This is a genomic window from Micromonospora sp. NPDC005171, from assembly GCF_040608575.1.
In the GTDB taxonomy this organism is placed as follows: domain Bacteria; phylum Actinomycetota; class Actinomycetes; order Mycobacteriales; family Micromonosporaceae; genus Micromonospora.
Map to the genome: position 1 here is coordinate 58,906 of NZ_JBEXIM010000002.1, position 14,672 is coordinate 73,577.

Sequence of the window (14,672 nt, forward strand, 5' to 3'; positions counted from 1 at the left end):
CTGATCCGTGCCGTGGCCGTCAGGTGCCGGCTGCTGCACCTACAGGCGATCGTAGGGGCCACGCTGGTCGGCGTGTTCCGGTCTTCGGGGTGAGGGCCCTCACACGCCCGGTCGAGCGACGGACATCGGCCGTTCACCGGACCGACACGGTTGCCCGAGCCCGCTACAACCGGAGGCACACCCCTGCGGGAGGATCCGCCCTTGTCGCTCGCCGTGCGCATCACGCTGCTCCGCCAGCTGACCCGCGTCGATCTCGTGCGGTTCGGTCCAAAGCTGGCCGAGGCGTTGGTCACCCGGTCCCATCAGGTGAAAACTCGACGCAGCTTCGTGCCCCGGCGCACCGCCGCCGCGGACGAGGCGGTCGCGCTCTACCGGCGGCTGGTCCAGGACCGGCCGGGCCGGCACGAGGTGGGGCTGGCGCGGGCGCTCGTCGCGCAGGGTTCGGTCCCGGACGACCGCACGGTCGAATCCGCGCTCGCGCAGGCCCGGGAGGCGATCGGGTACGTCGAGAACGCGACCGACCGGGACGGCCTCGTCGTCCTGGCTGCGGCGCAGCTGATGGTGGCCATGCAACTCCGCTCCGACGCACCCCGCGACGCGCTGCCGCTCGCCGACCAGGCCCGGGAGACCTGGCTACGGTGCGCGCCGCTCGGCGCCCGTGAGCGGATGGAGTTGGCCCGGTCCCTCACCGTGCTCGGCTACTGCCGGGCGGTGCTGGGCGACTCGGCCGAGGCGCTCGCCGCCCGGGAGGAGAGGCGGTCGAGTTGTTCCGGCGGCTTCCCCTCTGGACACGGCTGGAGTACATGCCCGCACGACTGGAGGCGATGAGCGGGCTGGCGGACTCCCTCGTCTCCCATCGTCGGTTTGCCGAAGCACTGACGCTGACCACGGGTGCCCGCGAGGACCTGACCTTCATGAGCCGTTGGGAGCCACTGCGGTTCCGGCCGACGCTCGGCAACCTGTTGTTCGTGATCGCCCGGTGCCACCTGGGGCTTCGCGAACAGGACGCGGCCGTGGCGGCGGTCGAGGAAGCCGTCGGGCACTACCGCTGGCTGGCCGAGCGAGACCCCGTTCGGTATCAGCCACGGCTGGTCGTCGCGCTGCGCACGCTCGCCGGCACTCTCAAGGCCCTCGGGCTGTACGAGAAGGCCGCCTGGGCAACCGATGAGGCCGAGGCGATGGAAAGCCGCTGACGGAGGGGCTGCGGCCAGCGGCCGGCGGCCCGCGCCGGGGAGAGCGCGGGATCGCCGGCCGCTGGTGGACCGTTCTGTGTCGAACGGGTCAGGCGGTCTCGGTGATCGGGCGGTCCACCCAGCTCATCATGCCGCGCAGCTTCTTGCCGGTCTCCTCGATCGGGTGCGCCGCACCCTCGGCCTGCCACTTGGTGAAGTTGGGCCGGCCGGCCTCGTCCTCGGCGACCCACTCGCGGGCGAACTCGCCGGACTGGATCTCACCCAGGATCTTGCGCATCTCGTCCTTGACCCGGGAGTCGATGATGCGCGAGCCACGGGAGAGGTCGCCGTACTCGGCGGTGTCGGAGATGCTGTAGCGCATCTTCGCGATGCCGCCCTCGTACATGAGGTCGACGATCAGCTTCAGCTCGTGCAGGCACTCGAAGTAGGCGACCTCCGGGGCGTAGCCCGCCTCGGTGAGCACCTCGAACCCGGTCTGCACCAGCGCCGAGGCGCCGCCGCAGAGCACCGCCTGCTCGCCGAAGAGGTCAGTCTCGGTCTCCTCGGTGAAGGTGGTCTTGATCGCGCCGGCCCGGGTGCCGCCGATCCCCTTGGCGTACGCGAGGGCGAGCGCGAGCGCGTTGCCGCTGGCGTCCTGCTCGACGGCGACGAGACAGGGCACGCCCTTGCCGTCGCTGTACTGGCGGCGGACCAGGTGGCCGGGGCCCTTGGGCGCGACCATCGCGACGTCCACCTCGGCCGGCGGCTTGATCAGGCCGTACCGGATGTTGAAGCCGTGGCCGAAGAAGATCGCCTTGCCGGGGGCGAGGTGCGGGGCGATCGACTCCGCGTAGATCCCGCGCTGGGCGGTGTCCGGTGCGAGCACCATGATCACATCGGCCTCGGCGGCGGCCTGCGCCGGCGTGAGCACCCGCAGGCCCTGCTCCTCAGCCTTCGGACGGCTCTTCGAGCCCTCCGGCAGACCGATCACCACGTCGACGCCGGAGTCACGCAGCGACAGCGCGTGGGCGTGGCCCTGGCTGCCGTACCCGATCACCGCGACCTTCTTGGCCTGGATCAGGCCGAGGTCGGCATCGTCGTCGTAGTACACCTCAACGCTCATGAGAATTTCCCTTTCGTACGACGGCCGGGGCGGCCCGTCGTGATCTGTGCGGATGGATTCCGGGACGGCCCGCAAGGGCCGACCGGCGGCAGGTCAGGCGGCCCGCAGGGCGGGACCGGCGGTGATCGAACGCGAGCCGCGCCCGATGGCCACCAGCCCGGACTGCACCATTTCCTTGATGCCGAAGGACTCGAGGTCGCGCAGGAGCGCGTCGAGCTTGTCCGGGGTGCCGGTGGCCTCGATGGTCAGCGTGTCCGGTGCGACGTCGACCACCCGGGCGCGGAACAGGTTGACGGTCTCCAGCACCTGCGATCGGGCGGACCGGTCGGCGCGAACCTTCACCAGCAGCAACTCCCGGGCAACCGAGACCTGCGGATCCAGCTCAACGATCTTGAGCACGTTGACCAGCTTGTTCAGCTGCTTGGTGACCTGCTCCAACGGCGACGACTCCGCGTTGACCACGATGGTGATCCGGGAGACGTCCGGGTTCTCCGTCTCGCCGACGGCGAGACTGTCGATGTTGAACCCGCGCCGGGAGAACAGGCCGGAGACCCGGGCGAGCACGCCGGGCTTGTTCTCCACCAGCACGGACAGAGTGTGCATCGTCATGCCACGGCCTCGCTTCGCTCGGTCGTGTCACGACCATGAGAAGTGCTGAGATTGCTGATTCGTTCGCTGCGCTCACTCATGCCACGGCCTCGCTTCGCTCGGTCGTGTCACGACCACGGGTAAGACTGAGCCTGCTGGTTCGTTCGCTGCGCTCACTCATCACATGTCATCCTCGTCGAAGGCCGGGCGGACGCCACGGGCGAACATGATCTCGTCGTTGCTGGTGCCGGCGGCGACCATCGGCCAGACCATCGCGTCCTTGCCGACCACGAAGTCGATCACCACGGGCGCGTCGTTGATCTCCATGGCCGCGGCGATGGTCTTGTCCACGTCAGCCGCGGTCTCGCATCGCAGCCCGACGCAGCCCAGGGCCTCGGCGAGCTTGACGAAGTCGGGGATGCGGTGCTTGTGGGTGCCGAGCTCGGTGTTGGAGTAGCGCTCGTTGTAGAACAGGGTCTGCCACTGTCGGACCATGCCGAGATTGCCGTTGTTGATGACGGCGATCTTGACCGGGATGCCCTCCAACGCGCAGGTGGCCAACTCCTGATTGGTCATCTGGAAGCAGCCGTCCCCGTCCACCGCCCAGACCACCGTATCCGGCTTGCCGACCTTGGCGCCCATCGCCGCCGGCACCGCGTAGCCCATCGTGCCGAGGCCGCCGGAATTCAACCAGGTGTACGGCTTCTCGTAGGAGATGAACTGCGACGCCCACATCTGGTGCTGGCCCACCCCGGCCACGAAGATCGCGTCCGGGCCCACGATCTCACCCAGCCGCTTGATCACGTACTGCGGGGACAGGGTCCCGTCGACCGGCTCGTCGTAGCCCAGCGGGTAGCGGTCGCGCAGGTCGTTCAGCTGCGTCCACCAGTCACCGAGGTCGGCGGTGTGCCCCGCCGACCGCTCGGCGGTGACCGCGGTGATCAGCTCGTCGATGACGTGCTTGGCGTCACCGACGATCGGCACGTCCACGTGCCGGTTCTTGCCGATCTCGGCGGGGTCGATGTCCGCGTGCACCACCGCCGCGTCCGGGGCGAACGAGTCCAGTTTGCCGGTGACCCGGTCGTCGAAGCGTGCGCCCAGCGCGACGATCAGGTCAGCTTTCTGCAGGCCGTAGACCGCGGCGACGGTGCCGTGCATGCCGGGCATCCCCAGGTGCTGCTGATGCGAGTCGGGGAACGCGCCGAGCGCCATCAGCGTGGTGACGACCGGGATGCCGGTCAGCTCGGCCAGCCGGCGCAGCCCGTCGGTGGCACCGGCCTTGAGCACCCCGCCACCGACGTAGAGCACCGGACGCCGGGCCGCGGCCATCAACCGCGCCGCCTCCCGGATCTGCTTGCCGTGCGGGTGCAGGGTGGGCCGGTAGCCGGGCAGGTCCAGCGTAGGCGGCCAGGAGAAGGTGGTCGGCGCCTGGAGCACGTCCTTGGGGATGTCGACCAGCACCGGGCCGGGTCGCCCACTGCTGGCCAGGTGGAACGCCTCGGCCAGCACCCGCGGGATCTCCTCGGCGTTCTGCACGAGAAAGTTGTGCTTGGTGATCGGCAGGGTGATGCCCTGGATGTCCGCCTCCTGGAAGGCGTCGGTGCCGATCGACGGGCGGGCCACCTGCCCGGTGATCGCCACCATCGCCACCGAGTCCATGTACGCGTCGGCGATCGGGGTGACCAGGTTCGTCGCACCCGGGCCGGAGGTGGCGATGCAGACGCCGACCTTGCCGGTGGCCTGCGCGTAGCCGGTCGCCGCGTGCCCCGCGCCCTGCTCGTGCCGCACCAGGATGTGCCGGACCGTCGAGTCGTAGAGCGGGTCGTACGCCGGCAGGATCGCCCCGCCCGGAATGCCGAAGACGACGTCGACGTCGAGCGCCTCAAGGGACCGCACGAGCGAGCCGGCCCCGGAGACCTGGGTCGCGGCGGTGGGCCGTACCGCCGGAACGGCCGGGGTGGCCGTGCGCGGGGCGGCCTGGTCGACGTCGAGGGTCGGGTCGGCGGCCGCGCGGGCCCGGCGGGCGGTGTGGGCGAGGGTCTCGGGCGTGGGTCTCGTCATGGCGGTTCTGGCCTTCGGCTGGAGTGGCTGGTGGCTAGTCAAGCGATTGCGACGCGGGCGGGGCCCGCCTCGCCAGGTTCCGATGGCAATAAAAACGGCCCTCGTGCAGATGCACGGGGCCAGCGCACTCTCGGTGAGGGAGAGTGCGCTCAGGTAAGTACTCGCAGCGACCGGTACGACGACATGCGGCTAAGCCTGACGCATCTCACGCGATGAGTCAACTGATCCCACATGTTGGTTAACGGAGGTCGGCGCGTCGGCCGGCGACGCGCCATCCGCAGGTGGGGTGAGCTGCCCGGACCCGCCCGGAACGCGACGTGGCGCGGGCACCGGAGTGGGACGCGCACCGGGTGACGTGGCCGCCTCCAGCATCGCCTCCAGGTGCTCGGCCGGCACCCCCCAGCCGAAGAGCGCGCCCTGGCCGAACCGGCAACCGGCGGCCACCACCGCGGCCAACTCGGTCGGGGTGGTCACCCCCTCGGCGATCACCTCCAGCCCCAACTGGTGGCCCAGTCGCATCACGATGTCGACCATCGGGGCGAACGCCGGGCCGTCCTGGTCGACCGGGCGGACCGGCTCGTGTTCGGCGACCAGACTGTGGTCGATCTTGAGGATGTCGATCGGCAGCCGGCGCAGCTGCCCCAGCGACGAGTAGCCGGCGCCGAAGTCGTCCAACGCGATCCGGACCCCGGTCAACCGCAGCGCGGTGAGCCGCCGGATCAGCTCGTCCAGGTCGGTGGCGACCGCGTGCTCGGTGACCTCCAGCACCAGCCGCTGCGGCGGCACGTGGTGCGCGCGTAGCGCCTCGGCGACCTGGACCACGTACGCCGGGGCGTGCAGCTCGCGCGGGGAGACGTTCACCGACACCCAGACGTCGTGCCCGTCCGCCAACCACCGGGAGAGCTGGTAGCAGGCCTGGTGCAGCACCCAGGCGCCGAGCGGGGCGATCATGCCGCACTCCTCGGCGAGCGGGATGAACTCGTCCGGACGCACGTTGCCCAGCTCAGGATGGTGCCATCGGAGCAGCGCCTCGGCGCCGACCGGCCGCACCGACGGCAGCGACGCCACCGGCTGGAAGGCCAACCGCAGCTCGTCGCGGTCGATCGCCCCGCGCAGCTCGTGCTCCACAGTCGTCCGGCGGCGCAGCAGCTGGTCGTACGCGGCGTCGTACCGCTCGATCCGGTTCTTGCCACGCTGCTTGGCGTAGCGCAGCGCCAGGTCGGCGTGCCGCAGCAGCAGCTCCACGTCCGGCTCGTCGGCCCAGTCGGCCACCCCGATGCTCACCGACAGGAAGACCGGCCCCTCGGGCTGGTCGTATGGCCGGTTGAGCACCCCGAGGAGCCGTTCGGCGACCCGGTCCGCCTCGACCGACCGGCCCTGCATGAGCACGGCGAACTCGTCGCCACCCAGCCGGGCCGCCACGTCGCCGGGGCGCAGGTTGCCGCGCAGCCGCCGGCCCACCTCGGCCAGCACGGCGTCGCCCACGTCGTGGCCGCGCATGTCGTTGACGTTCTTGAAGCCGTCCAGGTCGAGGCCGAGCAGCACGCAGGGGTTGCGGTCCGCGGCGTTCTGGTGCAGCGCTCGGAGCAGCCCGCGCCGGTTGGCCAGCGACGTCAGCGGATCGGTGTGCGCCAGCTCACGGAAGTGCGCCTCCCGCTCGGCCAGGCGGCCCGCGTATCCCCGGACGTCGCGAAGGGTGAGGTACTGCCGTGCCACCAGGGCGAAGCCCTCCACGCTGCCGGCCACGATGCCCGCTGCGGTGAACCGGCCGTCCTGGACGAGGTGGTACATCGCCGAGGCGGCCATGGCCAGCATCGGAGCGATGGCGTACTCACCGTCGCTACCGACCAGGTCCAGGTCGACCTGGCCCGGCCGGTCGGCCTGGTACACCACGAGGGCGACGGTCAGCAGGCCGGCGGCGAGCACCACCGCACCGGTCAGCGCCATGGTCGGCCCGGCCTGGCAGAGCCCGGCGCTGAGACCCAGCCCGCCGCAGGTCACCGCGCTGATGCCGGCGCCCAGCGCGGCCAGCCGTCGACGTGGCGTGACGGCCCGGAAGACGACGATCACGACGAGCCCGGCACCGAGCGCGGCGCTCACCGTGGCCACCAGAATCGCCGGGCAGGCCATCGGGGTGGCGGCACCGAGCAACCGGGTGGGCTCGGAGAAGAGCACCCAACCGACGAACCACAGCGCCGCCGCCATGACCAACCCGTCCAGGGCGAGCCGGGCCGTTCCCGCCACGGTGGCGGCCACCCCGGGCAGCCGGAGCAGACCAGCGGCGAAGGCCAGCCCGGCCACCGCCGTGCCGATCGCCACCGCTGTCGCCCAACCGATGCGCTGCCCCTGCTCGTGCGCCCAGTGGTCGTTCGCGCTGAGCGCGGCGAGCACCCCGGCCAGGAGACTGATCAGGGCCACCCCGGCGGCCGCCGCGAGCAGCACGTGCGCCGGTCGGCGCGGCCCCGTCCGCCGCCGGACGACGACGGTCAGCAGCACAGCGGCCACCGTGGCGACGAGGCCACTGAGCGCCGCGACAGCGACCATGCCCGGTGGAAGATGCACCCTCCAAGAGTGCCGGATGGGCGCACCCCATGGGGGGCTGAGTGTGCATCTGTTGGGACACGGGAGATACCCGGGTGGGCCGGCGGGTCGACGGTGTCATGCTGGTATGCATGCCTGAGCTGCGGTCGAGGACCTCCACACACGGTCGGACGATGGCCGGCGCCCGGGCCCTCTGGCGGGCCACCGGGATGACCGACGACGATTTCGGAAAGCCGATCGTCGCCATCGCCAACAGTTTCACCCAGTTCGTGCCTGGTCACGTACACCTCAAGGACATGGGTGGCCTGGTCGCCGACGCGGTCGCCGAGGCCGGCGGGGTGGGCCGGGAGTTCAACACCATCGCCGTCGACGACGGCATCGCGATGGGCCACGGCGGCATGCTCTACTCGCTGCCCAGCCGTGAGCTGATCGCCGACGCGGTCGAATACATGGTCAACGCGCACTGTGCGGACGCCCTGGTCTGCATCTCCAACTGCGACAAGATCACCCCGGGGATGCTGCTGGCCGCGTTGCGGCTCAACATCCCGACCGTCTTCGTCTCCGGCGGCCCGATGGAGGCCGGCAAGACGATGGCGATCGAGGGCGTCGTGCACAGCAAGATCGACCTGATCGACGCGATGATCGCCTCCTCGAACGAGGCGGTCACCGACGAGCAGCTCGGTGAGATCGAACGCTCCGCCTGCCCGACCTGCGGCTCCTGCTCCGGCATGTTCACCGCCAACTCGATGAACTGCCTCACCGAGGCGATCGGGCTCGCGCTGCCCGGCAACGGTTCGACGCTGGCCACCCACGCCGCCCGCCGGTCACTCTTCGTCGAGGCCGGCCGGACCGTCGTGGAGATCTCCAAGCGGTGGTACGACGGCGACGACGATTCGGTGCTGCCCCGTACCGTCGCCTCCAAGGCCGCCTTCGAGAACGCGGTCGCCCTGGACGTGGCGATGGGCGGCTCCACCAACACGGTGCTGCACCTGCTCGCCGCCGCCCGCGAGGCGGAGATGGACTTCGGCGTCAGCGACATCGACGCGATCTCCCGGCGGGTGCCGTGCCTGGCCAAGGTCGCACCGAACTCGCCGAACTACCACATGGAGGACGTGCACCGGGCCGGCGGCATCCCGGCGATCCTCGGCGAGCTGGACCGGGCCGGGCAGCTCAACCGGGACGTGCACGCCGTGCACTCCCCCTCCCTGGCCCAGTGGCTGACCGACTGGGACGTTCGCGGCGGCTCCGCCACCCCGACGGCGATCGAGCTGTTCCACGCCGCCCCCGGCGGGGTGCGCACCACCGAGCCGTTCTCCACCACCAACCGGTGGTCGTCGCTGGACACCGACGCGGCCGGCGGCTGCATCCGGGACCTCGAGCACGCCTACTCGGCCGACGGCGGGCTGGCCATCCTGCACGGCAACCTGGCCCCCGAGGGCAGCGTGGTGAAGACCGCCGGTGTGCCGGACGACTGCCTGACCTTCCGCGGCCCGGCGAAGGTCTACGAGTCGCAGGACGACGCGGTGACAGCGATCCTCGCCAAGCAGGTGGTCGCCGGGGACGTCGTGGTGATCCGGTACGAGGGGCCCAAGGGCGGCCCCGGCATGCAGGAGATGCTCTACCCCACCTCGTTCCTGAAGGGGCGCGGGCTGGGCCGCTCCTGTGCGCTGCTCACCGACGGCCGTTTCTCCGGTGGCACCTCCGGGCTCTCCATCGGGCACGTCTCCCCCGAGGCGGCCTCCGGCGGGCTGATCGCCCTGGTTCGCGACGGCGATGAGGTCGTCATCGACATCCCGCGCCGGTCGATCGAGCTGAACGTGCCCGCCGAGGAGTTGGAGGCGCGCCGGGTGGCCGAGGAGAAGCGCGACAAGCCGTACACCCCGACCGATCGGCAGCGGCCGGTGTCGGCGGCGCTGCGCGCGTACGCCTCGATGGCCACCTCGGCCAGCGACGGCGCCTACCGCCGCGTCCCGGAGTAATCACCCGCTCCCGCCCGCACCGCCGACATCCGCGATGTCGGGGTATCCCGTCGAACCGGATACCCCGACATCGACGATCGGGCGGCGATCACTGGTGGATCGGCGAAACGCGGTGCCCCCCGATCGACCACGTGGGCTAGCGTGTCGTCGGTCTACTGGGGATCGCCCCAGATTCCTACGGGGGAAGGCGTGTACGTGTCATTTTGGAAGAAGCCGGCTCTGGTGGCGGCCGCGGCGCTCACCGCGTTCGCTGTCTCCGCCTGCGGCGTGACGTCCGACGAGCCGAACCAGCCGAAGCAGCCCAGCGTCCTGGAGCTGCTGGCCAGCGATCTCAAGGGGTCGCTGCTGAAGACGGCCGAGGCCACCGACAAGACCGACTCGGTGACCGTGGCGATGACGGGCACGATGGGCGGCCAGAAGATCTCGATGCAGGGCGTCCTGGACCTGGGCGACCCGCTCAAGGCCGAGATGACGATGACCGACCCGAAGGGCGCCAAGACCACCGTCCGGATGTTCGGTGCGGTGATCTTCGCCGAGATCCCGGCGGAGGGCCGCGCGGCTTCGGGCGGGAAGCGCTGGATGAAGATGGACCTGACCGGTCTGAGCGAGATGGCAGGCACGGGTTTCAGCAAGCAGTTCGAGGACGCCGACCCGGTCACGCAGGTCAAGACGCTGCTCGCCCTGGAGGGCACGACGGTGGTGGGGCAGGAGACGGTGAACGGGGTGCCGACGGTGCACTACACGGTCACCACTCCAGTGGCGACCTACCTCAAGCAGATCGACGCCATGCGCCGTGACGCCACCGAGCAGACGCTGGCCACCCAGGGCGTCAAGGAGCTGACGATCGACCTGTGGGTCGACGAGCAGTACCGGCCGCGTCGGGCCGGCCTGATCATGGGCAAGATGGGCGACATGGTGATCGACTACTCCGACTACGGCAAGGCGGTGACCATCGAGACGCCGCCGCCGGCGGAGACCGCAGACTTCGCCGAGATGCTCAAGGGTCTGAGCACCGCCAGCTGATCAGTTCCGCGTTCGGGCGGGCTCGGCGTCACGCCGGGCCCGCCCGTCCCGTTCCGGTGCTGCCCGGTGCACGTGGCGACTCTCTCGACCGAGCGGCGGCCACGGAGAAGGAATCACCGGCTCAGGACGGCGCCCACGGTCCGTTGACGAACTGGCCGTTGGCGGCGAACGGGCTGACGTTGGGCAGGCACCCGCCCAGGTCGATCGTCTGGGTCATCATGACCGGGGCCGGCCTGCCGCGACCGCCGCACTTCATGTGGGCGAAGCCGAGGAAGTGACCGAACTCGTGATTGATCACGCCGGCGTGGTACTCGTCGATGCTGACCGGGTATCCCGGTGAGCCCTGGAGCCAGCGGCGCAGATTGATCATGATGGTCCTGCCGTACTTGCAGGAGTAGACACCCTCGGTGTCGACGCCGCTCGCGCCGCAGAGTCGGTCCACTGTCCTCGGTGTCGCGAGCCGCACGTCGACGTCGACAGTCGAGGTGCCGACCCGCTGGAACGACCACGACGCCCGGGTCAGGTTCACCGCGGCGTTGGTGACCGGGTGCTGTGCGGACGTGGCCCATCCGTTCGGCGCCGCCAACACCTGCTCGATGCTCGCGGCGAACCGATCCGGCTTCCAGGCGGGGATGTCACCCCAGGCGATGCCCTTCTCCACCGAGACGCTGTAGCGCACCCGCCTCTTGCCCTTGCCGATCACGCGACCGTTGCCGCTGGCGGTGGTGAAGGTGCCGGAGGCCCTGGTGGGGATCTGCGCGTCGGTCGGGATCTTCGGAGTCGGGCTGGAGGTGGGCGTGTCTCTCGGGCTCGGAGCTGAGCCATGCAGACCCGGGTCGGGGGGTGGGGCTTCGGCCTGCCCGGAGGCCGGTGTGGACAGGCCACAGGCGGCGGTCGCCAGCACCACTGCCAACGAGATCGGCACGAGCAGCCGTCCGTTGATCCGCACGTCGAAACCTCCAGGAGCGATCACGGGTCGGTGAGGAACACCGGAAGGCTATGTGACTGCCTGTAAGGAAAATGTCAAGACGATCGGGGCCTGAATGCGGGCCAAACAGCTACATTCCCCGCGCACCGCGCCAAGGCGAGTCACCTTGGGTGACCGCTGCGGCTGGTTTGAGCGAGGTCAGGAGGCGGCTACGACGTGGTCGATCACCAGGTGGGCGGCACCGGTGATGCCGACGTCCTGGCCGGTGGCGACCCGCTCGATGAGCAGGCTCTGGGTGGCCAGCGGGAGGCACCGCTCGTAGAGGGTGGCCCGCATGCTGGCCAGCAGCGGCTCGCAGTCGGCGAGCCGACCGCCGATGGCCACCACCTGCGGGTTGAAGAAGTTGACCACCACGGCCAGGATCTCGCCGACGGCCCGGCCGGCCTGCCGGGCGAGGGCGGTGGCCTGCCGGTCACCGTCGTCGATCAGACGGATCACACCGGTCAGGTCGGAGACCTGCACGCCCTGACCCCGAAGCGCGGTGACCAGCGCGGCGCCGCTGGCCACCGCCTCCAGGCAACCGGCGTTTCCACAGGTGCACGGTGGCGCGGGATCGGCCACCACCCGGCAGTGACTGATGTCCCCGGCCGAACCCTGGGCACCCCTGTGCAACCGTCCACTGGAGATCACACCGGAGCCGATGCCGGTGCCGGCCTTGATGTAGACGGCGTGGTCCAGCTCGGGATGCGCGGTGCGGTGCGCGCCGAGCGCCATCAGGTTGGCGTCGTTGTCCACAATGACCGGCACGTCGACCCGGCCGGCGCAGAACGCGGCGACGTCGAAGCCGTTCCAGCCGGGCATCCGCGACGGGCTGACGATCCGCCCGGTGGCGTGCTGCACCGGACCGGGGATCCCGATGCCGATGCCGCGCAGCGCACCTGTCGCCGAGCCGCCGGGCGAGGCCTCCGGATCGTCGCCCACAAGCGTGGCCACCTCGGCGAGCAGCGCGCCGAGCACCGCCTCCGGGCCGTCCTCGATGCGGACCGGCAGGGTGCGGGCCTGGACCACCCGCCCGGACAGGTCCAGGGTGCCGACGCGGGCGTGATGGGCGCCGAGGTCGACGGCACCGACCACCGCGCCGCCGGTGGGCACCGCGAGCTGGCGCGGCCGGCGTCCACCTCGGGACCGCCCGGCGCCGGTCTCCTCCAGCAACCCCTGGCTGATCAACGCCTCGACCCGCTGGGAAACCGTCGACGGAGACAGCCCGGAGAGCCGGGACAGGTCGGCACGACTGACGGCCGCTCCGGTGGCCACCCAACGCAGCAGCTCCCGAGGGCCGCCCCGGAGGGCCTCGCGTGGCGCGTCGTCAATCGTCACGTCAGCTTCTTAGCACCCGCAGTTTGTTCAAGCAACCGGTTGACTTAGTTTCCTGGCTACCTTTAGATGGCGCTGTTGGTTCGATATGAAGCCGACTTGATTCGACGATCGAAGAAAGTGGGGTCGTCTGGTGGCACCGGAGACGACGGGTGCGGACCGACCGATGGTGTCGGTACGCGGCCTGAACAAGTGGTTCGGTCCGCTGCACGTGCTCAAGGACATCGACCTCACGGTGGCCGCCGGCGAGGTGGTCGTCGTGGTGGGGCCCTCCGGCTCCGGCAAGTCGACACTGTGCCGCTGCCTCAACCGGCTGGAGACCGCCGGGCAGGGCAGCATCGAGATCGACGGTGAGCCACTGCCCGCCGAGGGCCGCGCGCTGGCCCGACTGCGCGCCGACGTCGGCATGGTCTTCCAGTCCTTCAACCTCTTCGGCCACAAGACGGTGCTGGACAACATCACCCTCGGCCCCACCCGGGTCCGCAGGATCGCCCGGCCCGAGGCACGGCAGCAGGCGATGACCCTGCTGGAACGCGTCGGTATCGCCGACAAGGCGAACCACCACCCGGCCCAACTCTCCGGCGGGCAGCAGCAGCGAGCGGCGATCGCCCGCGCGCTGGCGATGCAACCGAAGGTGCTGCTCTTCGACGAGCCGACCTCGGCCCTCGACCCGGAGATGGTCAACGAGGTGCTCGACGTGATGGTCTCCCTCGCTGCCGAGGGGATGACCATGATCGTGGTCACCCACGAGATGGGCTTCGCCCGCCGCGCCGCCGACCGGGTCGTCTTCATGGACGACGGCCGCATCGTCGAATCCGGCGCCCCCGACGACTTCTTCGCAGCTCCGCGCACCGAGCGGGCCCGCGACTTCCTGTCCAAGATCCTCCAGCACTAGCCCCCAACGGGAGGGTGTCATGTCAATCCTCAAGATGAGCTTCACCGGGCGGCGGTCGCTCGCCCTCACCGCCACCGCCGTGGCGGTGGCCCTCGCCGCGACCGGCTGCGGCGGTGACAGCGGCAGCAGCGCACCCACGCTGCCCGGCAACCCCGGCCTGGGCGGCGACGGCGTGGTCGCCCAGTCGGTGTACGACGCCGCCCCGGTCGCCACCGACGCGGACATCCCGGCGGGCTCGACCATGGACGCGATCCGCAAGCGCGGCTACCTGAACATCGGTGGCTCCCTGGACGCGCCGCTGCTCGCCCAGCAGAACCCGGTCAGCGGCACCATCGAGGGCTTCGACGCCGACATGGCGAAGCTGCTCGCGAAGTACATCATCGGCAAGCCCGAGGTGAAGACGACGACCATCGGCACCCAGACCCGGGAGGCCATGCTCCAGGCCAAGTCGGTGGACGCGGTCTTCCAGACGTACACGATCACCCCGCAGCGGGCCACCCAGGTCGCCTTCGCCGGGCCGTACCTCACCTCCGGCCTCGCCGTCGGGGTCCGCAAGGACGACACCTCGATCAAGAGCGTCAAGGACCTCGCCGGCAAGACCGTGATCGTCGGGGCGAACACCCCCGCCGTCACCGCGCTGCCCTCGGCCGCGCCCGGCTCGAAGCAGATCGCCTTCGGCACCGACCCGCAGGCGTTGCAGGCGCTGCTGCAGAAGCGCGGCGACGCGTACGTGCAGGACTTCACACTGCTCGCCTCGGGCGCCAAGGCGAACCCGGGGATGAAGGTGGTCGGCGAGCCGTTCACCACCGAGGCGTACGGCATCGGCCTCAACAAGGAGGACGCGCAGTTCAAGGAGTTCGTCAACAACTGGCTGAAGAAGATCCAGGCCGACGGCACCTGGGCGAAGGTCTGGGAGGGCACCCTCGGCTCGGTGGTGGAGGGTGGCGCGCCCACCCCGCCCGCCCTCGGTTCCGCCGACGGCTCCTGA

At 70.5% G+C, this 14,672-nt stretch carries 12 protein-coding genes; 6 read left to right on the plus strand and 6 right to left on the minus strand.

What is annotated here, in order from left to right:
* Positions 1-201: 201 nt before the first annotated feature.
* Together ABZU74_RS04180 and ABZU74_RS04185 are read left to right on the plus strand one after the other, a co-directional pair.
* The gene (locus ABZU74_RS04180; protein WP_355418352.1) at positions 202-828 is read left to right on the plus strand and encodes a hypothetical protein; all 627 of its coding nucleotides are present in this window, start codon (positions 202-204) and stop codon (positions 826-828) included.
* Positions 825-1,193, plus strand: a complete 369-nt coding sequence (locus ABZU74_RS04185; protein ID WP_355418354.1) for a hypothetical protein — start codon at positions 825-827, stop codon at positions 1,191-1,193. Before ABZU74_RS04180 ends, ABZU74_RS04185 begins: the two co-directional genes overlap by 4 nt.
* A gap of 88 nt (positions 1,194-1,281) precedes the next feature.
* On the opposite strand, the gene ilvC is transcribed toward ABZU74_RS04185, so the two are convergent.
* The 4 genes from ilvC to ABZU74_RS04205 all read right to left on the minus strand — a co-directional run bounded on the left by ilvC (position 1,282) and on the right by ABZU74_RS04205 (position 7,506).
* Positions 1,282-2,295, minus strand: a complete 1,014-nt coding sequence (gene ilvC, locus ABZU74_RS04190) for a ketol-acid reductoisomerase (RefSeq protein ID WP_355418356.1) — start codon at positions 2,293-2,295, stop codon at positions 1,282-1,284.
* A gap of 93 nt (positions 2,296-2,388) precedes the next feature.
* Positions 2,389-2,904 carry an acetolactate synthase small subunit gene (gene ilvN / locus ABZU74_RS04195; RefSeq protein WP_124815780.1) on the minus strand — a complete coding sequence of 172 codons (516 nt, stop codon included), beginning with the start codon at positions 2,902-2,904 and terminating at the stop codon, positions 2,389-2,391.
* A gap of 159 nt (positions 2,905-3,063) precedes the next feature.
* Entirely contained in the window at positions 3,064-4,944 is a 1,881-nt protein-coding gene (locus ABZU74_RS04200; RefSeq protein ID WP_355418358.1) for an acetolactate synthase large subunit, read from the minus strand.
* A gap of 189 nt (positions 4,945-5,133) precedes the next feature.
* Positions 5,134-7,506, minus strand: a complete 2,373-nt coding sequence (locus ABZU74_RS04205) for an EAL domain-containing protein (protein WP_355418360.1) — start codon at positions 7,504-7,506, stop codon at positions 5,134-5,136.
* A 110-nt stretch (positions 7,507-7,616) separates the two neighbouring features.
* Between ABZU74_RS04205 and ilvD the strand changes: the two genes are divergently transcribed.
* Together ilvD and ABZU74_RS04215 are read left to right on the plus strand one after the other, a co-directional pair.
* Positions 7,617-9,464: a dihydroxy-acid dehydratase gene (gene ilvD / locus ABZU74_RS04210; RefSeq protein WP_355418362.1), complete on the plus strand. Its 1,848-nt coding sequence runs from the start codon at positions 7,617-7,619 to the stop codon at positions 9,462-9,464.
* A 195-nt stretch (positions 9,465-9,659) separates the two neighbouring features.
* Complete coding sequence (locus ABZU74_RS04215) at positions 9,660-10,487, plus strand: hypothetical protein (RefSeq protein ID WP_355418364.1); 828 nt, start codon at positions 9,660-9,662, stop codon at positions 10,485-10,487.
* A gap of 121 nt (positions 10,488-10,608) precedes the next feature.
* Here ABZU74_RS04215 and ABZU74_RS04220 read toward each other — a convergent pair whose 3' ends face one another.
* Entirely contained in the window at positions 10,609-11,436 is an 828-nt protein-coding gene (locus ABZU74_RS04220; protein WP_355418366.1) for a DUF3152 domain-containing protein, read from the minus strand.
* Positions 11,437-11,613: 177 nt separating this feature from the next.
* The gene (locus tag ABZU74_RS04225) at positions 11,614-12,792 is read right to left on the minus strand and encodes an ROK family transcriptional regulator (RefSeq protein ID WP_355418368.1); all 1,179 of its coding nucleotides are present in this window, start codon (positions 12,790-12,792) and stop codon (positions 11,614-11,616) included.
* 163 nt (positions 12,793-12,955) lie between these two features.
* Between ABZU74_RS04225 and ABZU74_RS04230 the strand changes: the two genes are divergently transcribed.
* Positions 12,956-13,684: an amino acid ABC transporter ATP-binding protein gene (locus tag ABZU74_RS04230; RefSeq protein WP_124815798.1), complete on the plus strand. Its 729-nt coding sequence runs from the start codon at positions 12,956-12,958 to the stop codon at positions 13,682-13,684.
* Between the two features lie 19 nt (positions 13,685-13,703).
* A complete protein-coding gene (locus tag ABZU74_RS04235) occupies positions 13,704-14,672 on the plus strand; it encodes a glutamate ABC transporter substrate-binding protein (RefSeq protein WP_355418370.1) in 969 nt (322 codons plus the stop codon).

What these genes read in the sequence shown, in the direction of transcription:
- ABZU74_RS04185 (WP_355418354.1), top strand. Translation starts at nt 825, where the DNA reads ATGAGCGGGCTGGCGGACTCCCTCGTCTCCCATCGTCGGTTTGCCGAA.
- ABZU74_RS04200 (WP_355418358.1), bottom strand. Translation starts at nt 4,944, where the DNA reads ATGACGAGACCCACGCCCGAGACCCTCGCCCACACCGCCCGCCGGGCC.
- ilvC (WP_355418356.1), bottom strand. Translation starts at nt 2,295, where the DNA reads ATGAGCGTTGAGGTGTACTACGACGACGATGCCGACCTCGGCCTGATC.
- ABZU74_RS04235 (WP_355418370.1), top strand. Translation starts at nt 13,704, where the DNA reads ATGTCAATCCTCAAGATGAGCTTCACCGGGCGGCGGTCGCTCGCCCTC.
- ilvD (WP_355418362.1), top strand. Translation starts at nt 7,617, where the DNA reads ATGCCTGAGCTGCGGTCGAGGACCTCCACACACGGTCGGACGATGGCC.
- ilvN (WP_124815780.1), bottom strand. Translation starts at nt 2,904, where the DNA reads ATGACGATGCACACTCTGTCCGTGCTGGTGGAGAACAAGCCCGGCGTG.
- ABZU74_RS04230 (WP_124815798.1), top strand. Translation starts at nt 12,956, where the DNA reads ATGGTGTCGGTACGCGGCCTGAACAAGTGGTTCGGTCCGCTGCACGTG.